At 66.4% G+C, this 23589-nt stretch carries 17 protein-coding genes; 9 read left to right on the top strand and 8 right to left on the bottom strand.

Features of this window, described 5'->3' with window-relative positions; genetic code table 11:
* Positions 1 to 43: 43 nt before the first annotated feature.
* Positions 44 to 2677 (bottom strand): Rne/Rng family ribonuclease, encoded by a 2634-nt coding sequence (locus M8312_RS07700; protein WP_250117143.1) that lies wholly within the window; start codon positions 2675 to 2677, stop codon positions 44 to 46.
* Between the two features lie 381 nt (positions 2678 to 3058).
* On the opposite strand from M8312_RS07700, the gene M8312_RS07695 reads away from it, so the two are divergent.
* From M8312_RS07695 to M8312_RS07680, 4 genes are all read left to right on the top strand, one after another.
* Positions 3059 to 3904, top strand: a complete 846-nt coding sequence (locus M8312_RS07695) for an N-acetylmuramoyl-L-alanine amidase family protein (protein WP_250117142.1) — start codon at positions 3059 to 3061, stop codon at positions 3902 to 3904.
* Positions 3905 to 3950: 46 nt separating this feature from the next.
* On the top strand, positions 3951 to 6530 hold the full coding sequence (locus M8312_RS07690) for a penicillin-binding protein 1A (RefSeq protein WP_250117141.1): 2580 nt from the start codon (positions 3951 to 3953) through the stop codon (positions 6528 to 6530).
* Positions 6531 to 6597: 67 nt separating this feature from the next.
* Entirely contained in the window at positions 6598 to 7725 is a 1128-nt protein-coding gene (gene prfB / locus M8312_RS07685; protein WP_250117140.1) for a peptide chain release factor 2, read from the top strand.
* 134 nt (positions 7726 to 7859) lie between these two features.
* A complete protein-coding gene (locus M8312_RS07680) occupies positions 7860 to 8531 on the top strand; it encodes a class I SAM-dependent methyltransferase (protein ID WP_250117139.1) in 672 nt (223 codons plus the stop codon).
* A gap of 30 nt (positions 8532 to 8561) precedes the next feature.
* Here M8312_RS07680 and M8312_RS07675 read toward each other — a convergent pair whose 3' ends face one another.
* Both M8312_RS07675 and M8312_RS07670 read right to left on the bottom strand, forming a co-directional pair.
* Positions 8562 to 9143 (bottom strand): class I SAM-dependent methyltransferase, encoded by a 582-nt coding sequence (locus tag M8312_RS07675; protein WP_284070162.1) that lies wholly within the window; start codon positions 9141 to 9143, stop codon positions 8562 to 8564.
* 41 nt (positions 9144 to 9184) lie between these two features.
* Positions 9185 to 9583: a JAB domain-containing protein gene (locus M8312_RS07670; RefSeq protein WP_250117137.1), complete on the bottom strand. Its 399-nt coding sequence runs from the start codon at positions 9581 to 9583 to the stop codon at positions 9185 to 9187.
* 120 nt (positions 9584 to 9703) lie between these two features.
* Here M8312_RS07670 and M8312_RS07665 point away from each other — a divergent pair, with 120 nt between their 5' ends.
* The 3 genes from M8312_RS07665 to M8312_RS07655 are packed head-to-tail and all read left to right on the top strand — an operon-like array spanning position 9704 to position 10861.
* A complete protein-coding gene (locus M8312_RS07665; protein WP_250117136.1) occupies positions 9704 to 10498 on the top strand; it encodes a thymidylate synthase in 795 nt (264 codons plus the stop codon).
* Between the two features lie 54 nt (positions 10499 to 10552).
* Positions 10553 to 10678 carry an entericidin EcnA/B family protein gene (locus tag M8312_RS07660; protein WP_250117135.1) on the top strand — a complete coding sequence of 42 codons (126 nt, stop codon included), beginning with the start codon at positions 10553 to 10555 and terminating at the stop codon, positions 10676 to 10678.
* A gap of 42 nt (positions 10679 to 10720) precedes the next feature.
* Complete coding sequence (locus M8312_RS07655) at positions 10721 to 10861, top strand: entericidin EcnA/B family protein (protein ID WP_250117134.1); 141 nt, start codon at positions 10721 to 10723, stop codon at positions 10859 to 10861.
* Positions 10862 to 11003: 142 nt separating this feature from the next.
* Here M8312_RS07655 and rpoC read toward each other — a convergent pair whose 3' ends face one another.
* Both rpoC and rpoB read right to left on the bottom strand, forming a co-directional pair.
* Entirely contained in the window at positions 11004 to 15278 is a 4275-nt protein-coding gene (gene rpoC, locus M8312_RS07650; protein ID WP_250117133.1) for a DNA-directed RNA polymerase subunit beta', read from the bottom strand.
* Between the two features lie 71 nt (positions 15279 to 15349).
* The gene (gene rpoB, locus M8312_RS07645) at positions 15350 to 19519 is read right to left on the bottom strand and encodes a DNA-directed RNA polymerase subunit beta (protein ID WP_250117132.1); all 4170 of its coding nucleotides are present in this window, start codon (positions 19517 to 19519) and stop codon (positions 15350 to 15352) included.
* Between the two features lie 283 nt (positions 19520 to 19802).
* On the opposite strand from rpoB, the gene M8312_RS07640 reads away from it, so the two are divergent.
* Together M8312_RS07640 and M8312_RS07635 are read left to right on the top strand one after the other, a co-directional pair.
* Entirely contained in the window at positions 19803 to 20183 is a 381-nt protein-coding gene (locus tag M8312_RS07640; protein ID WP_250117131.1) for a hypothetical protein, read from the top strand.
* Between the two features lie 56 nt (positions 20184 to 20239).
* Positions 20240 to 21661, top strand: a complete 1422-nt coding sequence (locus tag M8312_RS07635; RefSeq protein WP_250117130.1) for a hypothetical protein — start codon at positions 20240 to 20242, stop codon at positions 21659 to 21661.
* Between the two features lie 81 nt (positions 21662 to 21742).
* Here the strand turns inward: M8312_RS07635 and rplL are convergent, their stop codons facing one another.
* The 3 genes from rplL to M8312_RS07620 form a co-directional block, all read right to left on the bottom strand.
* Positions 21743 to 22117 carry a 50S ribosomal protein L7/L12 gene (gene rplL / locus M8312_RS07630; protein WP_250117129.1) on the bottom strand — a complete coding sequence of 125 codons (375 nt, stop codon included), beginning with the start codon at positions 22115 to 22117 and terminating at the stop codon, positions 21743 to 21745.
* A 57-nt stretch (positions 22118 to 22174) separates the two neighbouring features.
* Positions 22175 to 22690 (bottom strand): 50S ribosomal protein L10, encoded by a 516-nt coding sequence (gene rplJ / locus M8312_RS07625; RefSeq protein WP_250117128.1) that lies wholly within the window; start codon positions 22688 to 22690, stop codon positions 22175 to 22177.
* Between the two features lie 274 nt (positions 22691 to 22964).
* Complete coding sequence (locus M8312_RS07620) at positions 22965 to 23492, bottom strand: GNAT family N-acetyltransferase (protein WP_250117127.1); 528 nt, start codon at positions 23490 to 23492, stop codon at positions 22965 to 22967.
* Positions 23493 to 23589 lie beyond the last annotated feature (97 nt).

Here is a 23589-nt window from a genome sequence, read left to right as displayed (position 1 = left end):
CGCAGGAACCTCCCCGTTGCGCCGCAACGGGGAGGTTTCCCGATCAGCCGAAGGTGCGCTGCCACCAGCCTTGCCGGCGGGGGCCGCTGTCCTCGGCGGGAGCGGACTGGCCGGTCGGTGCCGAGTCGTTGCTTGGTTCTGGAGCCGGTTCCGGCGCCGCTTCGGCGACCGGTTCCGGCGCAGGCTCCGGAGCTGCCTCGACCACCGGCGCGGCTTCGACGGCCAGGGTCGCGTCCGCCTTCTTGGCACGGCTGCGGCGCTTGGGCTTGGCGGGTGCTTCGGCCGCCGCATCTTCGCCGGCGACGTCGGCCGGAGCCTCGGGCGCCACGATCTCCAGTGCCGGAGCAGCCTCGGGAGCAACGGCCTCGGCCTTGCGGGCGCGGGGGCGGCGGCGAGCCTTGGGCTTGCCCTCTTGGTCCTCGGCCGGTGCTTCGACGGTGTCGGGTGACGGATCCTGCGAGGGGACCGGTTCCTTCATCGGTGCCTCGTCCGGGGCGGGCAGGTCGACGGGCTGCTCACCCTCCGGCCGCTCGTCACCACGCTCGCGGCGACCGCCACGACGGCGGCGACGGCCACGCGGCTGCTCCTCCTCATCGCGCGGAGCCTCGGCCTCGACCTGCTCGGCTTCCTGGCTGCCGTCTTGCGGCTCGCCCTCCTCGGAATCGCCTTCCAGGGTCGCTTCACCATTCTCGAGCGGCTCGCCATCGCGGCGGCGATTGCGACCGCCGCGGCGGCGGCGACGGCGGCGGCGCTTGCCACCTTCGCCCTCGTCCTCGGAACCGCGCTCCTCGCGGGGACCACGCTCCGAACGCTGACCGGAGCGCTCCTCCTGCTCCTCGGCTTCGTCCTCGAACTCTTCCTCGTCCTCGAATTCGTCGTCCTCGACGGCGTCGATCGGCGCCGGGAGGGACTGCGGCTGCGGCCGGGCGATCGGGCGCGGGCCCGAGCTGTCGACACTCATCCGCGCACCTTCAAGGCCCGGATCGACCAGCACTTCGATCGAGACACCGTAGCGTGCCTCGATGTCGGCCAGCTCGGTCCGCTTCTTGTTGAGGACGTAGATGGCGGCTTCGGCGCCGGCGCGAAGGCAGACCTTCTCACCACGGCCGCGGGCGGCTTCGTCCTCGATCAGGCGCAGCGCCTGAAGGCCGGCCGACGATGCGGTGCGCATCAGGCCGGTGCCGTCGCAGTGGGCGCAGGGCTTGGTCGAGGCCTCGAGCACGCCGGTGCGAAGGCGCTGGCGGCTCATTTCCATCAGGCCGAAGCTGGAGATGCGACCGACCTGGATGCGGGCGCGATCGTTCTTCAGCGCCTCCTTCATCGCCTTCTCGACCTTCCGGACATGGCCGTTCTGTTCCATGTCGATGAAGTCGATGACGACGAGGCCGGCCATGTCGCGCAGGCGCAGCTGGCGGGCGATCTCGTTGGCGGCTTCCAGGTTGGTCTGGAAGGCGGTCTGCTCGATGTTATGCTCGCGGGTCGAACGGCCGGAGTTGATGTCGATCGAGACCAAGGCCTCGGTCGGGTTGATCACCAGATAGCCGCCGCTCTTCAGCTGGACGAGCGGCTGGTACATGGCGCCAAGCTGCTCCTCGACGCCGTAGCGCTGGAACAGGGGCGTCGCTTCGGTGTGGCAGGTGACCCGGCGCACGTGGCTGGGCATCAGGAGCTTCATGAAGCCGCGGGCGGCCTTGTAGCCGGCCTCGCCCTCGACAATCACTTCCTCGATCTCACGATGGTAGAGGTCGCGGATTGCGCGCTTGATGAGGTCGCTGTCGCGATAGATCAGCGCCGGGGCGCTGGACTTGAGCGTCACCTCGCGGATCTCGTCCCACAGGCGGGCGAGATAGTCGAAGTCGCGCTTGATCTCGGTCTTGGTGCGCTGGAGGCCGGCGGTACGGACGATCAGGCCCATCGTCTTGGGCAGCGACAGGTCGGCCATGATCGACTTCAGGCGCTTGCGGTCCGCCCCGTTGGAAATCTTCCGGCTGATCCCGCCACCATGCGAGGTGTTGGGCATCAGCACGCAATAACGGCCGGCGAGGCTGAGGTAGGTGGTCAGCGCGGCGCCCTTGTTGCCACGCTCTTCCTTGACGACCTGGACCAGCAGCACCTGCCGCCGATGGATGACGTCCTGGATCTTGTAGCGGCGGCGCAGATTCTGGCGCCGGCGGCGCAGGTCGTCGGCCTCGTCAACCGCGGCGCGGCGGCCACCGCCACCGGTTTCCTCGGCGCGCTGCGCGGGCTCTTCGCCGTCTTCCTCGTCGCCGTGGCCTTCGGCCTCATCGTCATAGTCGTCGGGGCGGTCGTCCGAACCGTCGTCGTCGTGGTGGGTGTCGAGCGGATAATCCTCGTCCGCCTGGGCGCGCAGGCGCTCTTCCTCGGCGGCGTGCTCGGCTTCCTCACGGAGCAGCGCCTCGCGATCCTCGCGCGGAATCTGGTAATAATCGGGGTGGATTTCGCTGAAGGCGAGGAAGCCGTGACGATTTCCGCCGTAATCGACGAACGCCGCCTGGAGCGACGGTTCGACCCTGGTGACCTTGGCGAGGTAGATATTGCCTTTGAGCTGTTTGTGCTCAGCGGATTCGAAGTCGAATTCCTCGATCCGGTTACCCTTGGCGACCGCGACCCGGGTTTCTTCCGGGTGGCGCGCGTCGATCAGCATGCGCATTGTCATGAAAAAGTCTCCGCTGGCGCGCCTGAACCCCCTCGGGGCGGCGCGCGCGTGATGATTCCAGCGCCGGCGCGGCGGGGCCGCGGGCGCTGGGAAGGATGATGAAATCTGCTGCTGCTGCGTGCGCCACCCGCGAAGACGCGCCGTCGAGCTCTGCGAAGAGCTCCCGACGGGCGTTGGATGGTGTCATTGCAGCGTCAACCTGTTTGAACCCAGGACAGCTTGAGTCCTGATGGACGGCCGACCCGGGGCTGGTCCGCTCACTTTTCCTCGAACTGCGAGGACAAGCGGGACCGGTCATCGGCCTAGCACCGCCGCAGCGCCGCCGCAATGGCAGCAGTGGCCGACTTTAACCGTGGTCAACAAGCCTCTAAGCCTGAGCTGATGAAGTTGCGGGGAGCAGGACTGATCGCGCTGGCGGCGCTGGCCGGCTGCACGCGGCATGACGCGGGCGGCGACGCGTTGCCGGGCGAGGAGCAGGGCGGAAGCCTCACTCTGAGCCTGTCCGACCCGCTGACCGACGTCAGGGTGATCGAGGCGAGAGTGCCCGGGCGGCCACTGGTAGTGATCGACGCCGGGCATGGCGGGCGCGATCCGGGAGCCGCGGGGATCGTCACCGGGATCAAGGAAAAGGAACTGACGCTGGCGGTAGTGCGCGAGCTGCGCGACCGGTTGGCCAAGGACGGTCGGGTGCGGATCGCGCTCACCCGCGAGGACGACCGCACGATCGGACTCGACAACCGCTCCGACATTGCGCGGCGGCTGGGCGCGGCGCTGTTCGTCTCGCTTCACGCCGACAGCTCCAATGATCCGGAAGCGCGCGGAGCCACCGTCTATTCGCTGTCGGAGGTGGCGTCGGACGCCGATGCGGCGCGCATGGCGGCACAGCAGGACGCCAGCGCCGGGGTGCCGGCCGCTGCCAGTGGCGGGGTACGGGCGCTGCTTGCCGACCTCGCCATGCGCGACACGATGAGCGCGTCGGCCGATTTCGCGGTGCGCCTCATCGGGCAGGCCAAGGGTACGATGACGCTGCGCCCCGAGCCGCACCGCTTTGCGGCGTTTCGCGTGCTTCGTCGGACGGAAGCGCCGGCGGTGCTGGTAGAGGTCGGGTACCTATCCAACGCCGGGGACGAGGCGATGCTGCGCGATCCGGCTCAGCGGGCACGGATGGTCGCGGCGCTGGCGCGGGCGATCGAGACGGAGATGGCGCTGAAGGCGACGGCCCGCTGACGAGCCGCTTTCCCGAGTGAGAGCAAGCGGCTAGAGCGTGCGCCCTATGGACGCCGTTGCGACTTCCCACTCGTCCCCGTGGCTTGAGCGTCACCACCGCGCCGCCGACCGTGTGCGCGGCTGGTGGGGGCAGCGGTGGTTTCGCTGGCTGACCTATGCGGCCGTCACCTTTTATTTCGGTTTCCTGCTGGTGTGGGCGGTGTTCGCACGGGAAATCCCGAGTTCGGAAAGCCTGCTCGCCTATCAGAACCCGCTGCCCACCAACGTGCGCGGCTATGATGGGCAGCCGATCCAGACCTTCGCCCGCGAGCGGCGGGTCGAGCTCAGCTTTGACGAGATGCCCAAGCTGGTGGTCGAGGCCTTCACTTCGGCCGAGGACAAGAACTTCTTCACCCACGGCGGGATCGACTACACCGGCCTGCTCGGGGCGGTGTTCGACTATGGCACCAAGAAGGTCACGGGCGGCGGGCGCGCGCGCGGCGGCTCGACCATCACCCAGCAGGTCGCCAAGAACCTGCTTCAGGACAACAGCTACAATGTCGGGCGCAAGATCCGCGAGGCGATCCTCGCCTTCCGCCTGGAGTCGACGCTGAGCAAGCCGCAGATCCTGCAGCTGTATCTCAACCAGATCTTCCTTGGCCGGAATGCCTACGGCATCCAGGCTGCTGCACGCGCCTATTTCGACAAGGATATCGGCGACCTGACGCTGCCGGAGGCGGCCTATCTGGCGGTGCTGCCCAAGGCGCCGAGCAACTACGATCCGATCCGCGCGACGCAGAAGGCGCTGGACCGGCGCAACTATGTGCTGCGCGAGATGTACCGCAACGGCTACATCAGCGAAGCGGATTGGAAGCAGGCGGCGGCGACCCCGCTCGGCACCATCCCCTATGGCTCGAACCAGAAGTTCCAGGATCAGGGCGGCTACTTCATGGAGGAGGTCCGCCGCGACCTCATCCGCCGCTATGGCGAGAAGCCTGCGGACGGGCCGAACAGCCTGTATGCCGGGGGGCTGTGGGTGCGAAGCTCGATGGACCCGAAGATGCAGGACGCGGCGGCGGCGGCCTTGCAGGAAGGGATGGCGAACTTCGACGGCGGCCGCGGCTGGCGCGACAGCGGACTGAAGATCGATGTCGACGGAGACGGTTGGCAGGCGGCACTCGACCGCACGCCGGTGGGCACCGGGTTCAAGGATTGGCGCAAGGCCGTGGTCCTGCGGAAGGGCGACGGTGTCGCCGACATCGGTTTTGAGAACGGCTCAACCGGTCGGCTGCCAGCCGGCAACGCTTCCCAGCCCAAACGCGGAGTGGGCGGCGCGGCGTTCAACTTCCTCCAGCCTGGCATGGTGATCATCGTCAAGGATGGCGGAAACGGCAGCTATTTCCTCCGCTCGGCGCCGGAGATCGGCGGCGGATTCACCGCGGAGGAAGTGCGCACCGGCCGGGTGCTGGCGATGCAGGGCGGGTTCGACTCGCGCGGGTCGTCCTACAATCGGGTGACGCAGGCGAACCGCCAGCCCGGATCGACCTTCAAGCCGATCGTCTATTACACCGCGCTGGCGAACGGCATGACACCGGCGAGCATCGTTCCCGACGCCCCCTTCTGCGTGTGGCAGGGCGCCGGCCTCGGCAACAAATGCTTCCGCAACTTCGACGGCAAATATTATGGGCCCAAGACGATGCGCTGGGGCGTGGAGCAGTCGCGCAACCTGATGACGGTGCGCACCGCAAGCCAGATCGGAATGCCCAAGATCACCGACACGGCGCGCCGGCTGGGGGTTGGCGATTATCCCAACTACCTGTCGATCGCGCTTGGAGCCGGCGACACCACGGTGCAGAAGCTGACCAACGCTTATGCGATCCTGGCCAATCACGGTCGGGCGGTCACGCCGACGCTGATCGACTTCATCCAGGACCGCAACGGCAAGGTCATCTACCGCACCGACAACCGCTGTCAGGTGATGGGCAATTGCAACGACTGGAATGGCGGCATCATGCCGCGGCCGCCGCTCCGCTCCCGCCAGATCCTCGATCCGCAGGCGGCGTTCCAGATGGTGCACATCATGACGGGCGTGATCCAGCGCGGCACGGCGGTGGTGCTGCGTGACCTCAATCGCCCGCTGTTCGGCAAGACCGGCACCACCTCAGGCCCGACCAACGTGTGGTTCGTGGGCGGGACCCCGGACGTGGTCGCGGGTACCTACCTCGGCTACGACCAGCCCCGCTCGCTGGGAGGCGGTGCGCAGGGCGGCCGGATCGCCGCGCCGATCTTCAAGCAGTTCGCGCAGGCCGCGTTCAAGGACGTACCGCCAGTGCCGTTCGTCGCTCCGCCGGGCATACGGATGGTCCGGATCGACCGGGTCAGCGGCCGCAAGGTGTTCGGCACTTTCCCCACCCAGGAGGATCCAAAGGCGGCGGTCATCTGGGAAGCGTTCAAGCCGGAGACCGAGCCGAGGCGTTCGTTCCGGCGTGGTGGCGAAGACGAGGAAGAGGATTCCGAGGCGTCCGCGCCCGCGACCGCGCCGCGCCGGGTTGCCGCCGCTCGCCAGCGCCCATCTGTTGCTCGCGCCAAGGCGGCGACCCAGCCGTCGCAGGACGACTTCTTGCAGAGGCGGGGCACCATCTACTAACGCCGGTAGCGGCTTTTCGCTTTTTCGGTGCGCGGCCACGCACCCGACGCTTCAGTAAGGATTATCCATGCGCGCCGAAGCGCAGGCTCATATCGACCAGATCAACGCCGCCACGCAGCTGCTGCGCCGCTTCCTGGACTGGGACCGCGCGCACCGCCGCCTTGAGGAACTGAACGGCAAGGTCGAGGACCCGACGCTGTGGGACGATCCCAAGGCGGCGCAGGAAGTCATGCGCGAGCGGCGGCGCCTGGAAGAAGCGATCGGCGCCACCCGCAAGCTTGAGACCGAGCTGACCGACACCGTCGAGCTGATCGAGATGGCCGAGGCCGAGGGCGACGACGAGCTCGTCGACGATGGCGTGAAAAGCCTGGCGGAGCTCGCGGAGCGGGCGGAAAAGGACAAGGTCGCGGCGCTGCTGGCCGGGGAGGCCGACGCCAACAACAGCTATGTCGAAGTGAATTCAGGCGCAGGCGGGACCGAGAGTCAGGATTGGGCCGGGATGCTGCAGCGAATGTATTCGCGCTGGGCCGAGCGGCACGGGATGAAGGTCGAGCTGGTCGACTTCCACGCCGGCGAGCAGGCCGGCATCAAATCGGCGACCCTGCTGATCAAGGGCGAGAACGCCTACGGCAACCTCAAGGTCGAAAGCGGGGTTCACCGGCTGGTCCGGATCAGCCCGTACGACAGCTCGGCCCGGCGGCACACCAGCTTCGCCAGCGTGTGGGTCTATCCCGAGGTCGACGACGACATCGACATCGAGATCAACGAAAGCGAGCTTCGCATCGACACCTATCGCGCGTCGGGCGCGGGCGGGCAGCACGTCAACACGACCGACAGCGCGGTCCGCATCACCCACCTGCCGACCAACATCGTCGTGCAATGTCAGAATCAGCGGAGCCAGCACAAGAACCGGGCCGAGGCCTTCAAGCAATTGAAGGCACGCCTGTATGAGCTGGAGTTGCAGAAAAGGGAGGCCGAGGCCAACGCCAGCGCCGCCAGCAAGACGGATATCGGCTGGGGCCACCAGATCCGCTCCTACGTGCTGCAGCCCTATCAGTTGGTGAAGGACCTGCGCACGGGAGTGACGTCCACCGCCCCGAACGACGTGCTCGACGGCGACCTCGATCGCTTCATGGCGGCCGCGCTGAGCCAGCGGGTGACGGGCGAGAAAATCGACGTGGAGGACGTGGATTGAGCCAGCTCCTCCCCCTTTGGGGAGGTATCCGCCAGCGGCCGACTGAGGGGTCGGCTGCATCCCCTTGTCATGCTGCGCACGACGGCTCCCCCAAGAGGGAGAAGCGGGGTGCGGGCTCGCTCCTCCTTCCGCTTTTGCTTCTCACGGCCTGCCGCGTCAACGCCAGCGCCGAGAACCCCTTTCCGCCAGCCGAGCGTGACGTCGCGCCGATCGTCTCGGGCGCCTACTCAACCGAGGACGCGCGCGACCGCATTGGCGAGTTCGAGCAGGTGATGGCGCAGGCCGATGTGCGGGCCGGAATGTCGGTCGCCGATGTCGGCGCGGGCGAGGGCTATTACACCGTGCGACTTTCTCCGCTCGTCGGGCCGACCGGGCGGGTGCTGGCGCAGGACGTGGTCGCCGAAACGCGTGATGAGTTGGCGCAGCGGGTGCAGCGCGAGAAGCTGGACAATGTCGCGGTGCGGCTTGGCCAGCCGGCGAACCCGATGCTCCCGCCCGCAAGCTTCGATCGAATTTTCCTGGTGCACATGTACCATGAGGTGACCCAGCCTTACGAGTTTCTGTGGCACCTTGCGGGCGGGCTGAAGCCGGGCGGCGAGGTGGTGGTGGTCGATGCGCTGCGGCCGGTGAAGCGGCACGGGATGCCGCCGCCCGAGCTCAAGTGCGAGTTCGCGGCCCTTGGGCTGAGCGCCGTGAAGTTCGTGCCCTTGCACGGCGGCGACAGCTTCCTGATGACCTTCCGCCAGACAAGCGCCCGGCCCGAACCGGGTGCGATCAGGCCGTGCCGGGATGGACGCCCGCGCTGAGGCCTACGGCGCGCCGCGAGCCAGCGGCCGCTATTTCATCAGCACCATGATGGCGCTGGCGCGATCGGACGGGGCAAAGGCCATCTTCCAGATGCGCTTGGCCCGGTGGCGCCAGCCTTTGCGGAGGGTCTTGAGCGGCGGCTGGTGATAGAACACCTCCAGCAGCTCCTGCAGCATGGGAAACACACGGAAGGAGCGAAATCCGATCTCCTGAGCGTGGCGCCAGATGAGGTGCGGGGGCATGTCCCGCTCGGCCACGCCATAGAGCCGCATCGCCTCGATCAAACCGGGCGCTGTGGAATGCCCCTCACCCGGTTCGTGGGCGATCAGCACACCGCCGGGCTTGAGTGCACGATAGGCGCTTGCGATCGCTGCGCGCTCGTCCTCAGCGTGGTGCAGGCAATCGAAGATCACGGCGTCGAACTCATCGACGAAGCCGCCGCTCTCGAAGTCGCCGCAGATGAAGGAAAGACGTCCCTCGACCTCCGCCGACGCCCGCTCCCGCGCCAGGTCGATCATGCTGGAAGCGATGTCCTGGCCTACCACGTCGTAGCCCCGCCTTGCAGTGCCCGCTGTTGAATAGTTTGCATGAGAGAAAGCGAAACTGGCCACCCTCCTGCCGGTGTCCGGTGGAGCGATCCAGTCCGAACGGCTTAAAGAAGTCCGATCCGGCGCATGCTGGTGCAGGTGTCGCCGGCGAAGATCAGGTGGTCGACCAGCGTGATGTCGCACGCCTCCGCGGCGAGGGCGAGGCGATGGGTGGCGGCGCGGTCGGTGCGGCGCGGGCTGCTGTCGCGGCCTGGCTGGCGGTGGGCGAGCAGCAAGCCGGCGCTGCCCTGTTCTGCGGCATCGGCAAGGATTTCCGGTAGCGGAGTCTCACCAATACCCGCCGCATCGGGGTAGGCCTGAAGATGGATGCAGCGGGCACCCTCGTCGAGGTGGGCGACCCAAAGCGTTTCATGACCGGCGAGCGGATCGACACAGCCGGCGAAGAAGGCCCTGGCTGCGTCGACCCCGGCGAGGGTGGCTGGCGTTTCGGCACGCTGAAGCATCTGCCCTTGTCATAGGTCCCCGGCGCACCGTCCCGAAGCGAAGTCGAGTCCACTTCCTTATCCATTTCGGACGTATCGCCGCCTCTCGCCTTGGCAGGGCCCGGCGGCTAGCATCGGGCCATGCAGACCTATCATGAGCTGATGCAGCGGGTGCTCGACCAAGGCGTACCGCAGCAGGATCGCACTGGCACCGGTACGCTTTCCCTGTTCGGAGCGCAGATGCGGTTCGACCTGGCGGACGGCTTTCCGCTGGTGACCACCAAGAAATTGCACCTGCGGTCGATCATCGTCGAACTGCTGTGGTTTCTCAATGGCGACACCAACGTGCGCTGGCTGCAGGAGCGCAAGGTCAGCATCTGGGACGAGTGGGCGGACGAGCAGGGCGACCTGGGCCCGGTCTATGGCAAGCAATGGCGTGACTGGGAGGCCGCGGACGGCCGGCACATCGACCAGATCCGCGAGCTGGTGGAGCTGATCCGGCGCGATCCGGCGAGCCGGCGGCAGATCGTCACGGCCTGGAACCCGGGCGAGATCGGGCGAATGGCGCTGGCGCCGTGCCATTGCCTGTTCCAGACGCAGGTGGCGGCTGGGCGCCTCAATCTGCAGCTCTATCAGCGCAGCGCCGACCTGTTCCTGGGGGTGCCGTTCAACATCGCTTCCTATGCACTGCTGACCCACATGCTGGCGCGCGAATGCGGGCTGGAGCCGGGCACCTTCGTGTGGACCGGTGGGGATGTGCATCTCTACTCCAACCACCTCGACCAGGCGCGACTGCAGCTGACGCGGGACGTGCGCTCGCTTCCGCAGCTCAGGATCAAGGACCGAGGTCAGGACTTGTTCGGCTACGAACTCGAGGATTTCGAGGTCGTGGGCTACGACCCCCACCCACATATCTCGGCGCCCGTCGCGGTCTGACGAAACTAACCGCTCCCGCAACGGTTGTTCAGCGGTCAGACAGGAGAATTGACGATGCTTCGCAAGGTAGTGACTCTGGCCCTGATCGGCAGTTCGTTGGCGATCGCGGCTTGCAACACCGTTCGCGGTGCCGCCAAGGACGTGAACTCGGCTGCAAACGCGGTCGACAACGCGATCTGATTTCGGCCATGGTCATTTCGGGTTCGTAAGAAAGGGATGACCATGGTGAAGACTGTTGTTGCACTCGGCCTGATCGCGGGTTCGCTGGCGCTTGCCGCCTGCAATACCGTTCGGGGTGCGGCCGCCGATATCAACTCGGCCGCCAACTGCACCCAGAACACGATCAACGGGGCGCGCTGCTAACGGCCTCGCCGGACAGCAATCTGCAAAAGAAAAACCCCGTCGGAGCCAAGGCTCCGGCGGGGTTTTCTTGTGAGTTGAAGGCGATGCACTGCCGGCCCCGCGTTCGGGGCCCCTCCATTGAACGGGGAGGGGCCCCGACCGGTTAATCCTGCAGGTAGTCGCCGGCGTCCGCGTCGCTGCCGTGGCCGCTGGTCACGACCTCGCCCAGCGGGTCGCCGCCGATGCCGGCGGTGTCGTCACGGACCGAACGGGCGTTCTCTGCGGCACGCAGCTCGTCGGCGCTGTTCGGGGCGACCAGCGCCTCGGCCAGCTTGCGCTGCGTTGCCCGCATCGCCGCGTCGCGGCTGGTGGCCGCCACGCGCAGGCGGTTCATGCCCGCGCCGGTACCCGCCGGGATGAGGCGGCCGACGATGACATTTTCCTTGAGCCCGTTGAGCGTGTCGATCTTGCCCTGCACCGAAGCCTCGGTGAGCACCCGGGTGGTCTCCTGGAAGGAGGCCGCCGAGATGAAGCTGCGGGTCTGGAGCGAGGCCTTGGTGATGCCGAGCAGGACGGGCTTGCCGACAGCCGGCTTGCCCTTCTTCTCGAGCTTCGAGTTAATCTCGTCCATTTCCTCGCGATCGACCTGTTCGCCGGCGAGCAGTGTGGTGTCGCCACCGTCGGTGATCTCAACCTTCTGCAGCATCTGGCGAACGATCACCTCGATGTGCTTGTCGTTGATCTTCACGCCCTGCAGTCGATAGACCTCCTGAATCTCGCTGACGAGATATTCGGCCAGCGCCACGACGCCGAGCACTTCCAGGATGTCATGCGGATCGGGTGAACCGCCGACCAGGTTGTCGCCACGCTTGACGAAGTCGCCTTCCTGGACGTCGATCACCTTGGACTTGGGCACCAGATACTCGACCGGATCTCCACCGTCGTCGGGGACGATCGCGATCTTACGCTTGGCCTTGTAGTCCTTCATGAAGGTGACCTTGCCGGACACCTTGGCGATGATCGCATTCTCCTTCGGCTTGCGGGCCTCGAACAGTTCCGCCACCCGCGGCAGACCGCCGGTGATGTCGCGGGTCCGGGCCGCTTCGCGCGGGAGACGGGCGAGCACTTCGCCGGCTTCCACGCTCTGGCCGTCCTCGACCGCGACGATCGCGTTGGTCGCCAGGCGGTAGACGCCCGATTCCGTCGCGTCGGCGCCAAGCAGGGTGAGGCGGGGGCGCAGGTCGTCCTTCTTGGAACGGCCCATGTCCTCGGTCACCACGCGCTGGGCGATACCGGTCGACTCGTCGGTCACCTCCGTCATGGTGCGCTGCTCGATCAGGTCCTGGAACTTGATCGTGCCCGCCCGCTCCGTGATCACCGGCGCGAAGCTCGGATCCCACTCGGCGATGCGGTCGCCCTTGGAGACGATGTGTCCGCTCTCGCACAGCAGGTGCGCGCCGTACGGCACGCGGTGCGTGGAGAGCTCGCGGCCGTCCATGTCGAGGATCGCGATCTCGCCCGAACGTGACAGCGAGATGTGCCGGCCGCGCGGATCGGTGATCGTCGGCATGTCCCGAAGCTCGATGGTGCCGTCGACCGGCGCCTCGAGGTTCGACTGCTCGTTGAGCTGGGCCGCGCCGCCGATGTGGAAGGTCCGCATCGTCAGCTGGGTGCCCGGCTCACCGATCGACTGGGCGGCGATAACGCCGACCGCTTCACCGATGTTCACCGGCGTACCGCGGGCGAGGTCACGCCCGTAGCACTTGCCGCAGACACCCTGGCGGCTGGCGCAAACCAGCGGCGAGCGGATCTTGATGCCCTGGAGACCAGCGGCCTCCAGCTGCGCCACCATCGGCTCGTCGAGCAGCACGCCCTCGGCAACGATCGTCTCGCCCGTCTTGGGATCGACGACGTCCTCGGCCGTGGTCCGGCCCAGCACGCGGTCGCCGAGCGAGGCGATCACCGCGCCGCCCTGCACGATGGCGCGCATCTCGAGCGCCTGGTCGGTGCCGCAATCCTCCTCGACGATCACGGCATCCTGCGAGACGTCGACCAGACGGCGGGTCAGGTAACCCGAGTTCGCCGTCTTGAGCGCCGTGTCCGCCAGGCCCTTGCGGGCGCCGTGGGTCGAGTTGAAGTATTCAAGGACGGTCAGGCCTTCCTTGAAGTTCGAGATGATCGGCGTCTCGATGATCTCGCCCGACGGCTTGGCCATCAGGCCGCGCATGCCGGCCAGCTGCTTGATCTGCGCCTGGCTACCACGAGCGCCCGAGTGGGCCATCATGTAGATGGAGTTGATCGGCTTCTCGCGGCCATCCTCGCCCTTCGGCGTGGCCGAGATTTCCTTCATCATCTCCTGCGCGACGCGATCACCGCAACGCGACCAGGCGTCGATCACCTTGTTGTACTTTTCCTGCTGGGTGATCAGGCCGTCCTGGTACTGCTGCTCATAGTCCTTCACCAGCGCACGGGTCTCCTCGACGAGGGGATCCTTGGCGGCCGGGATGACCATGTCGTCCTTGCCGAAGCTGATGCCGGCCTTGAAGGCGTGGCGGAAACCCAGCCCCATGATGGCGTCGGCGAACAGCACCGTGTCCTTCTGACCGGTGTGACGATAGACCTCGTCGATAACGTCGCCGATGTCCTTCTTGGTCAGCAGGCGGTTGACGGTCTCGAACGGCACCTTGTGGCTCTTCGGGAGCGTCTCGCCGAGCAGCATCCGGCCCGGCGTCGTCTCGAAGCGCTTCATATACTGGTTGCCAGCCTCGTCCGTCTGCGGAACGCGGCTGATGATCTTGGAGTGCAGGGTGACCGCCCCGGCCGCAATGGCCGAGTGAACCTCCTGCATGTCCGCCAGCAGCATGCCCTGGCCCGGCTCTCCGTCCTTCTCCATCGAGAGGTAATAGAGACCCAGCACCATGTCCTGCGACGGCACGATGATCGGCTTGCCGTTCGCGGGCGAGAGGATGTTGTTGGTGCTCATCATCAGGACGCGCGCTTCCAGCTGCGCCTCGAGGCTCAGCGGAACGTGCACGGCCATCTGGTCGCCGTCGAAGTCGGCGTTGAAGGCGGCGCAGACCAGCGGGTGAAGCTGGATCGCCTTGCCCTCGATCAGCACCGGCTCGAACGCCTGGATGCCGAGACGGTGGAGCGTCGGGGCGCGGTTCAGCAGCACCGGATGCTCGCGGATCACCTCATCGAGGATGTCCCAGACTTCCTTGCGCTCCTTCTCGACCCACTTCTTGGCCTGCTTGAGGGTCATGGAGAGACCCTTGGCGTCGAGGCGCGAGTAGATGAACGGCTTGAACAGCTCGAGCGCCATCTTCTTCGGCAGGCCGCACTGATGAAGCTTGAGCTCCGGACCGGTGACGATAACCGAACGGCCCGAATAGTCGACGCGCTTGCCGAGCAGGTTCTGGCGGAAGCGGCCCTGCTTGCCCTTGAGCATGTCGGACAGCGACTTCAGCGGACGCTTGTTGGCGCCGGTGATGGTGCGGCCGCGACGGCCGTTGTCGAACAGCGCGTCGACCGCTTCCTGAAGCATGCGCTTCTCGTTGCGGACGATGATGTCCGGCGCACGCAGCTCCATCAGGCGCTTCAGGCGGTTGTTGCGGTTGATGACGCGGCGGTAGAGGTCGTTCAGGTCCGAGGTCGCGAAGCGGCCGCCGTCCAGCGGCACCAGCGGGCGCAGCTCGGGCGGGATGACCGGAACGACGTCGAGGATCATCCACTCCGGACGGTTGCCCGACTCCAGGAAGCTCTCGACGACCTTGAGCCGCTTGATGATCTTCTTGGGCTTGAGCTCGGACTTGGTGACCGCCAGCTCTTCGAGCAGGACCTTGCGCTCACCCTCGAGATCGAGGTCCATGAGCATGATCTTGACCGCTTCCGCGCCGATGCCGGCGGAGAAGGCGTCCTCGCCATATTCGTCCTGCGCGTTGAGGAGCTCGTCCTCGGTGAGCAGCTGATACTTCTCGAGCGGGGTCAGGCCCGGCTCGATCACGACATAGCTCTCGAAGTAGAGGATCCGCTCGAGCTGCTTCAGCTGCATGTCGAGCAGCAGGCCGATGCGCGACGGCAGCGACTTGAGGAACCAGATGTGTGCGACGGGCGCGGCGAGCTCGATGTGGCCCATGCGCTCGCGGCGGACCTTGGAGACGGTCACCTCGACGCCGCACTTTTCGCAGACGATGCCCTTGTACTTCATGCGCTTGTACTTGCCGCACAGGCATTCGTAGTCCTTGATCGGACCGAAGATGCGCGCGCAGAACAGGCCGTCACGCTCGGGCTTGAACGTGCGGTAGTTGATGGTCTCCGGCTTCTTGATCTCGCCGAACGACCAGCTGCGGATCTTCTCCGGGCTCGCGATCCCGATCTTGATCTCGTCGAAGGTCTCCGGCTTGGCCACCGGGTTCGCGAAGTTCGTCAGTTCGTTCATCACTTACTCCTGAGCCCCGAGCGGGGCTTCGAGTTCGAATAATTTGGGCGGGTAGTGAGGGTCGCTGCCCCTCACTCCGCTGCCAGCGCCGGCGGCTCGTCGGCCTCGTCGATGCTGGTCAATTCGACGTTGAGGCCGAGCGACCGCATTTCCTTGACCAGCACGTTGAAGCTTTCCGGAATGCCGGCCTCGAACGTGTCGTCGCCCTTGACGATCGCCTCGTAGACCTTGGTGCGGCCGATCACGTCGTCCGACTTCACCGTGAGCATTTCCTGCAGGGTGTAGGCCGCGCCGTACGCCTGCAGGGCCCAGACCTCCATCTCACCGAAGCGCTGTCCGCCGAACTGCGCCTTACCGCCCAGCGGCTGCTGGGTGACGAGGCTGTACGGCCCGATTGAACGGGCGTGGATCTTGTCGTCCACAAGGTGGTGCAGCTTGAGCATGTAGATGTAGCCCACCGTCACCTTGCGGTCGAACGGCTCGCCAGTGCGGCCGTCGAACAGGGTGACCTGGCCCGACGGGTCGAGACCCGCCTTCACCAGCATGTTGGCCACGTCCGCCTCGCGGGCGCCGTCGAACACCGGAGTGCCCATCGGCAGGCCGCCGGTCAGGATCTGCGCCAGCTCCATGACAGCGTCATCGTCGCGTGCGTCGATCGCCTCGTCATACTGCGGACCATACATATCCTTGAGCTTGGCGCGGACCTTGCCGACGTCCTTGCCGGCGAGGTCCTTGCCGCGGTGGTGCATGTCCTCGAGCATCGCCGAGACCTGCTGGCCCAGACCGCGCGCGGCCCAGCCCAGGTGGGTCTCGAAGATCTGCCCGACGTTCATGCGCGACGGCACGCCCAACGGATTGAGAACGATGTCGACCGGCGTCCCGTCGTCGAGGAACGGCATGTCCTCGTTCGGCAGGATGCGGCTGATCACGCCCTTGTTGCCGTGACGGCCGGCCATCTTGTCGCCCGGCTGAAGCTTACGCTTCACCGCCACGAACACCTTGACCATCTTGAGGACGCCGGGGGCGAGCTCGTCACCGGCCTCGATCTTCTGAACGCGGTCCTCGTAGCGCTTGACGATGACGTTGACCGCCTCGTCATACTGACCCTTGAGCGCTTCCAGATCGGCTTGGCGGCTGTCGTCCTTGACGGCGATCTTCCACCAGTCGAACCGCTCGATGCTGTCCAGCGTCTCTTCGTCGAGCGTGGCGCCCTTCTTGAGACCCTTCGGCGCCGCGGTCGCGGTCTGGCCGAGCAGCATTTCACGCAGACGGGCGAAGGTGGCGCGGTTGAGGATGGCGCGCTCGTCGTCGGCGTCCTTCTTCAGGCGGTCCTTTTCCTCGGCCTGGATGGCGCGGGTACGGTCGTCGATGTCGATGCCGTGACGGTTGAAGACGCGAACCTCGACCACCGTGCCGGCGACTCCCGGGGGCAGGCGCAGGGAGGTGTCGCGGACGTCTGAAGCCTTTTCACCGAAGATGGCGCGAAGGAGCTTTTCCTCCGGCGTCATCGGGCTTTCGCCCTTCGGCGTGATCTTGCCGCACAGGATATCGCCCGGCTCGACCTCGGCACCGATGTAGACGATCCCGGCTTCGTCGAGGTTGCGAAGCGCTTCCTCGCCGACGTTCGGGATGTCGCGGGTAATGTCCTCCGGCCCGAGCTTGGTGTCGCGGGCCATGACCTCGAACTCCTCGATGTGGATCGAGGTGAAGACGTCGTCCTTCACGATCCGCTCGGAGATCAGGATCGAGTCCTCGTAGTTGTAGCCGTTCCACGGCATGAACGCGACGAGGACGTTGCGGCCGAGCGCGAGCTCACCGAACTGGGTCGAGGGGCCGTCGGCGATGATCTCTCCGCCCTCGACCGTGTCACCGACCTTCACCAGCGGACGCTGGTTGATGCAGGTGTTCTGGTTCGAGCGCTGGAACTTCATCAGCGTGTAGATGTCGACGCCGCTTTCGCCCGGCTTCAATTCACCGGTCACGCGGACGACGATGCGGGTGGCGTCGACCTGGTCGACGATGCCCGGACGGCGGGCGGCAATGGCCGCGCCGGAGTCGCGCGCAACCGTCTCTTCCATGCCGGTGCCGACCAGCGGAGCGTCCGCCTGGAGCAGGGGAACGGCCTGCCGCTGCATGTTCGAGCCCATCAGCGCGCGATTGGCGTCGTCATTCTCCAGGAAGGGAATGAGCGAGGCCGCAACCGAGACGAGCTGCTTGGGCGACACGTCCATCAGCGTGATCTGGTCGCGCGGGGCGATCAGGAAGTCGCCGGCCCGGCGGGAGGAGATGATCTCCTCCACGAAGGTGCCGTCGGGCGCGATTTCCGCGTTCGCCTGGGCGATCGTGTGCTTGGCCTCTTCCATCGCCGACAGGTAGACGACCTCGTCGGTGACCTTGTGGTCGATGACCTTGCGGTACGGCGTTTCGATGAAGCCGTACTTGTTCACCCGGCTGAAGCTGGCGAGCGAGTTGATGAGCCCGATGTTCGGGCCTTCCGGAGTCTCGATCGGGCAGATTCGGCCATAGTGGGTCGGGTGGACGTCGCGGACTTCGAAGCCCGCGCGCTCACGGGTCAGGCCGCCCGGCCCGAGGGCCGAGACGCGACGCTTGTGAGTGACCTCGGACAGCGGGTTGGTCTGGTCCATGAACTGCGACAGCTGGCTGCTGCCGAAGAACTCACGCACCGCGGCCACCGCCGGCTTGGCGTTGATGAGGTCGTTGGGCATGACGGTCGACACGTCGACCGAGCTCATCCGCTCCTTCACCGCGCGCTCCATGCGGAGCAGGCCGACGCGATACTGGTTCTCGAGCAATTCGCCCACCGAACGCACGCGGCGATTGGCAAGGTTGTCGATGTCGTCGATGTCGCCCTTGCCGTCCTTGAGGTTCACCAGCTCCTTGACGACGGCCAGGATGTCCTCGCGGCGCAGAGTGGTGACCGTGTCCTCGACGTCGAGGCCGAGACGCATGTTGAGCTTCACGCGGCCGACGGCCGAGAGGTCGTAGCGCTCCGGATCGAAGAACAGGCCGTAGAACAGCGCGTCCGCGGTTTCGCGGGTCGGCGGCTCACCAGGGCGCATCACGCGGTAGATGTCGGACAGCGCATGGTCGCCATCCTCGGCCTTGTCGGCCTTGAGCGTGTTGCGGATCCAGGGACCGGTGTTGACGTAATCGATGTCGAGCAGCTCGAGCCGGTCGACGCCAGCCTTGTCGAGCAGTTCGAGATTCTCGGCGCTGACCTCGTCGCCGGCCTCGATGTAGATCTCGCCCGTGCTCTCGTTGATCAGGTCGTAGGCCGAGAAGCGGCCGAAGATCTGCTCGGTCGGGATGATCAGGTTGGCGAGGCCGTCCTTGGCCGCCTGATTGGCGCGGCGCGGGGTGATCTTCTCTCCGGCCTTGAAGGTGATCTCACCGGTGTCGGCGTTGACCACGTCGTACAGCGGCTTCTGCCCACGCCACTGCTCGGCGGCGTAGGGGATCTGCCAGCCGTTCGGGCCGCGGACGTAGACGACGCGGCCGTAGAACTCGTTGAGGATCTCTTCCGAAGTCAGGCCAAGCGCGTGCAGCAGGGCGGTGACCGGCAGCTTGCGCTTACGGTCGATGCGGACGTTGACGATGTCCTTGGCGTCGAACTCGAAGTCCAGCCACGAACCGCGATACGGGATGACGCGGGCGGCGAAGAGATACTTGCCCGACGCGTGCGTCTTGCCACGGTCATGGTCGAACAGGACACCCGGCGAGCGGTGCATCTGGCTGACGATGACGCGCTCGGTGCCGTTGACGATGAAGGTGCCGTTGCCCGTCATCAGGGGCATGTCGCCCATGTAGACGTCCTGCTCCTTGATATCGATGACCGACTTGGCCTCGGTATCCGGATCGATCTCGAACGAGGTCAGGCGCAGGGTGACGCGCATCGGCGCGGCGTAGGTCAGGCCACGCTGGCGGCACTCGTCCGTGTCGAACTTCGGGTCTTCGAGGACATAATGGTCGAAGTCGAGGTGCGCGGTGCCGGCGAAATCCTGGATCGGGAACACCGAGCGCAGGGTCTTCTCGAGCCCCGAGACATAGCCCGTGGCCGGATCCGAGCGCAGGAACTGCTCATACGATTCGCGCTGAACCTCGATGAGGTTCGGCATCTCGCTGATCTCGTGGATGTTGCCGAAGATCTTGCGGATGCGCCGCTGCTTGGCATTGCGGCCCGAAGAGGTGTTGTGGGGAGCGTCGATCGCCTTGGTCGCCATGGTTCTTCCTGCGCTCGGGACGCGCGACATCGCCGCGGGCCCTGTTCGTGGTTCCGGCGCGGCTCCTGTTAAGTTCCCCGCCATACGTGCGGGCCGATGCGCGGTGCGGCCCGTGTCCCGGCGGGGACAGGAAAGGCCCCTGGCGCACGACAAGGTGCGGCGGAGCCGTTATGTTTGTTGGATTGACCCCATCTACGCATCGCAGCGCCGATTGCAAGAGGGGGAAGCAACCAAAACGACGACCGAGCGATTGGACCGGCGACTAGTCTGGAAGGACCGCCCCATGCGCTTGCTGCCGATCGCCGCCCTCGCCGTTTCGCTCGCTGCCTGCTCCAACAGCCAGAACCCGGCGGGTAAGGACCTGGGCGATGCGGCCAATCAGTCGGACCCCGCTGCCGCCGCCGTGCTGGAGCAAGCCGACAAGAATGGTGCCAACGAGCAGGCGGCGCTGCAGGCGGCCGGCAACGCGGCGGCGCTGAACGACCAGGCGGCGGCGCAGCGGGCGCAACGCGGGCCGGTGCAGGCCGTGCCCAACACCGTGCAGACGCCCAATCGCCCGGACGGCACCCAGCCGCCGAAGAAGGGCACTGGCCATACGGACGTGCCGGGCAAGCAGATGGGTGGTGAGCCCAAGTTCCCGGAGGCGAGCGGCGGGCAGCGCTAGGGGGCAATCGTCGAGCTTGATGGTGTCTTAACCACGACGCGCTTATCAGTGCGTCGATGGCAACGGCAGTCCTCGACACCACCCCTCAGCATAGCACCAGTGCCCCGGGCGAATGGCGCCATTCGGTGGCGGTATGGTCGGTGGCGCTGCTGGGCCTCGCCATCCTGTTGATCTTCCCCGGCCGGCTATTCGGCGACGGCGACACCGGTTGGCACCTCGGCGCCGGCGAGTTCATGCTTCGGACCGGCACAATCCCCAAGGTGGACCCGTTCTCGTTCACTTTCCGGGGGGCGCCGTGGACGGCTCACGAGTGGCTTGCCGAACTGCTGATGAGCGGGGCCTTCCGGCTTGGCGGGTGGACCGGCCTTGCCCTTTTGTTCGCGCTTGCCGGGGCGGTGACCATGCTGCTGATCGGCCGCGAATTGCTGCGGTGGCTCCCGCAGCGCTGGGCCGGCGCGGCGCTGTTCGCGGTCGCCTGTTCCGCGGCGCCGATGGTTCACGCCAGGCCGCACATGTTGGGCTGGCTGCTGTTCACCGCCTGGCTGATCCTGCTGCTCCATGCGCGCGAGCGGCGGCAGGCCCCACCCTGGTGGGCACTGCTCCTGATGGTCGTGTGGGCGAACTTGCACGCCAGCTATATCCTTGGGCTCGGGATCGCCGGCATCTTCACGCTCGAAGCGCTGATCGACCATCGCCGCGAACCCCGGGCGGCTCTGCGCTGGGCGCTGTGGGGGCTGTGTGCCGTGGCCGCGACCGCGGTGACCCCGCACGGCCTGCAGGGCTTCCTCTACCCATTCCAGGTCAAGGACATGAAAGTCCTTGCGATCATCAACGAATGGCGGCCGACCCGCCTGCGGGACGATGCGCCCTTCCTGTTCTACGCGGCGCTGTTCTGGGTGTTCGTGGCGGTGCGCTGGCGGCGGCTGCCGCCGCTCAGGCTGCTGCTGCTGGGCGTGATGTTCGCGTTGGCCATGAGCCATGTTCGGCACCAGGCCCTGTTCGCGATTACGGCGGCCTTGGTGGCGGCGCCTTTGCAGGGGCAGCCCAGCGTTCGCCCGGACCTGCGCTGGGGCTGGGTGGCGGGCGTGCTTGCCGTGCTGGCGGCGGTGCGGCTAGCGGTGCCGTGGCAGATGCACGACACGCCCGTCTATCCGCTGGCGCTGATCGCCCGAATTCCCGCGCCGCTGCGGAGCACTCCGGTCCTGAACGACTACAGCATGGGCGGGCCGCTGATCATGCAGGGGATCGCGCCGGCGATCGATGGTCGGGCCGACATGTACGGCGACGACTTCACCTTCGCGCACCTGGCGATGCAGAAGGGCGACATGAAGGTGTTTCGCCCCTTCGCCGCGCGCTGGGGTGTCCGCTGGACCATCCTGACGCGCGAGTCGCCGCTGGCGAAGAAGCTGGACCGGGAGCCGGGCTGGAAGCGACTGGCCTCGGACACGAACGCCGTGGTCCACGTGCGGGTACACTGACGCGAAAAGGGCGACGTCTTGCGACGCCGCCCTTCCCGATCACGGGCGCTTCAAGACACCCGCAAAAGCTTGGTAAGAAGCTTACTTGAGCTCGACGGTGCCGCCGGCTTCCTCGATCTGCTTCTTGATCTTCTCGGCCTCGTCCTTGTTGACACCTTCCTTGACCGGCTTCGGCGCACCCTCGACGAGGGCCTTCGCCTCACCCAGGCCCAGGCCGGTGATCGCACGGACTTCCTTGATGACGTTGATCTTCTTGCCACCGTCGCCGGTGAGGATCACGTCGAACTCGGTCTTCTCTTCAGCGGCCGGGGCAGCGGCGCCGGCAGCGGCCGGAGCGGCGGCGACGGCAGCGGCGGCCGAAACGCCCCACTTCTCTTCGAGCGCCTTGGCGAGCTCGGCGGCTTCGAGAACGGTGAGCGCCGACAGCTGGTCGACGATGTTGTTGATGTCAGCCATTTTATACTCCTGTGCGGGCAAGCAGGCCCGACTTGATCGTGCGTTGAAAAGGTAAGCTTAGGCGGCTTCCGCCGCAGCATAGGCACCGAAGACCCGGGCGAGCATCGCACCTGGCTCGTTGATCGTGCGGGCAATCTTGCTCGCGGGCGCCTGAATAAGGCCCACGAGGGTTGCACGCAGCTGATCGAGCGAGGGCAGCTCGGCGAGCGCCGTGATCCCATTCACGTCGAGGACGGTCGATCCCATCGCTCCACCAAGAACCTCGAACTTGTCGGTGGTCTTGGCGAAATCCACGGCGACCTTGGCGGCCGCGACGGGATCGAGCGAGGTGGCGATCGCAGTGGGACCCTTCAGCAAATCGCCGATGGGCTGGTACTGCGTTCCGTCCAGCGCGATGAGAGCAAGGCGGTTCTTCGCAACCTTGAACTGCGCCCCGGCGTCGCGCATCCGCAGGCGCAAGTCGGTGGACTGCGCCACCGACAGACCGAGATTGCGGGTGACAACCACCACGCTGGTCTCGGCGAAGACCTGCTTCAGCTCGGCAACCAGATCCGCTTTTTCATTGCGATCCATGCCAACTCCAAACATTGGCCGGGGTGTCGCCACTCCGGCCGGCTGCAAAGACCTGTCGCGGGGCGAGCCCCGCAGCCAGGCGTACGAATGTCCGTGGGGTTGGGCGATCGGTGCGTATCAACGCACGAGCGGGCAGGCGGCATGGCCGATGCCCGGATGATCTCTCTTCCCCGTCTAGGCCGCGAATTAAGAGGGCAAGCCCTCAGCAGCTGTCTCGGACGGCGGTCCGGCGAACCGGAACGTGGGCGGGCCTATACGCGAAAACGCCGCCCGTTCAAGGGGGTGACGAGGCGCCGGCCCCCAGCGCTCGCTGCATGTAGACATTGTCGAGCCAGCGGCCGTGCTTCCACCCGAGCCCCGACAAACGGCCCACTTCGCTGAAGCCGCAGCGCGCATGAAGGGCAATCGACGCTGGCTCCGCTCCACCGATGACCGCCACCATCTGACGGAAGCCGCATTGCTCGGCCGCGGCGATCAGGGCCGTGAGCAAGGCGGTGCCAATTCCGCCCTTCATCGCACCGGGGGCGACGTAGATGCTGTCCTCACACGCATGGGCGTAGGCTGGTCGCGGCCGGAACTGACTGGCGCTTGCCCAGCCCACCACGTCCGTGTCGCGCTCGGCCACGAGCCACGGCCATCCGGCGGCAAGCACCGCGTCCATGCGGGCCGCCATGGTCGCGGTGTCCGGAGGGTCGATCTCGTAAGAGGCGGTGCCGTGAAGCACGTGATGGGCATAGATGCGGGCCACGGCAGCGGCGTCGTGCAGGGACGCGGTGCGGATGACCAGATCAGTCTTGCTCACGGGGCTTCAATGCGGCCGGTCCGCGCCCACGCCAAGGTGAATTGCTGGCTCGCCAGACGGCCTCGTGCGTTGATGCGCACGCAAGTGCCAGCTGAAG

The sequence above is a fragment of the Sphingomonas sp. KRR8 genome (assembly GCF_023559245.1).
Lineage (GTDB): Bacteria > Pseudomonadota > Alphaproteobacteria > Sphingomonadales > Sphingomonadaceae > Sphingomicrobium.
This window is presented reverse-complemented; position numbering and strand designations above follow the sequence as displayed.

Coding starts and splice junctions, on each gene's coding strand:
- M8312_RS07635 (WP_250117130.1), top strand. CDS start 20,240: ATGGCAACGGCAGTCCTCGACACCACCCCTCAGCATAGCACCAGTGCC.
- rplJ (WP_250117128.1), bottom strand. CDS start 22,690: ATGGATCGCAATGAAAAAGCGGATCTGGTTGCCGAGCTGAAGCAGGTC.
- M8312_RS07690 (WP_250117141.1), top strand. CDS start 3,951: ATGGACGCCGTTGCGACTTCCCACTCGTCCCCGTGGCTTGAGCGTCAC.
- rpoC (WP_250117133.1), bottom strand. CDS start 15,278: ATGAACGAACTGACGAACTTCGCGAACCCGGTGGCCAAGCCGGAGACC.
- M8312_RS07695 (WP_250117142.1), top strand. CDS start 3,059: ATGAAGTTGCGGGGAGCAGGACTGATCGCGCTGGCGGCGCTGGCCGGC.
- rplL (WP_250117129.1), bottom strand. CDS start 22,117: ATGGCTGACATCAACAACATCGTCGACCAGCTGTCGGCGCTCACCGTT.
- prfB (WP_250117140.1), top strand. CDS start 6,598: ATGCGCGCCGAAGCGCAGGCTCATATCGACCAGATCAACGCCGCCACG.
- M8312_RS07665 (WP_250117136.1), top strand. CDS start 9,704: ATGCAGACCTATCATGAGCTGATGCAGCGGGTGCTCGACCAAGGCGTA.
- M8312_RS07670 (WP_250117137.1), bottom strand. CDS start 9,583: ATGCTTCAGCGTGCCGAAACGCCAGCCACCCTCGCCGGGGTCGACGCA.
- M8312_RS07700 (WP_250117143.1), bottom strand. CDS start 2,677: ATGACAATGCGCATGCTGATCGACGCGCGCCACCCGGAAGAAACCCGG.
- rpoB (WP_250117132.1), bottom strand. CDS start 19,519: ATGGCGACCAAGGCGATCGACGCTCCCCACAACACCTCTTCGGGCCGC.
- M8312_RS07655 (WP_250117134.1), top strand. CDS start 10,721: ATGGTGAAGACTGTTGTTGCACTCGGCCTGATCGCGGGTTCGCTGGCG.
- M8312_RS07660 (WP_250117135.1), top strand. CDS start 10,553: ATGCTTCGCAAGGTAGTGACTCTGGCCCTGATCGGCAGTTCGTTGGCG.
- M8312_RS07640 (WP_250117131.1), top strand. CDS start 19,803: ATGCGCTTGCTGCCGATCGCCGCCCTCGCCGTTTCGCTCGCTGCCTGC.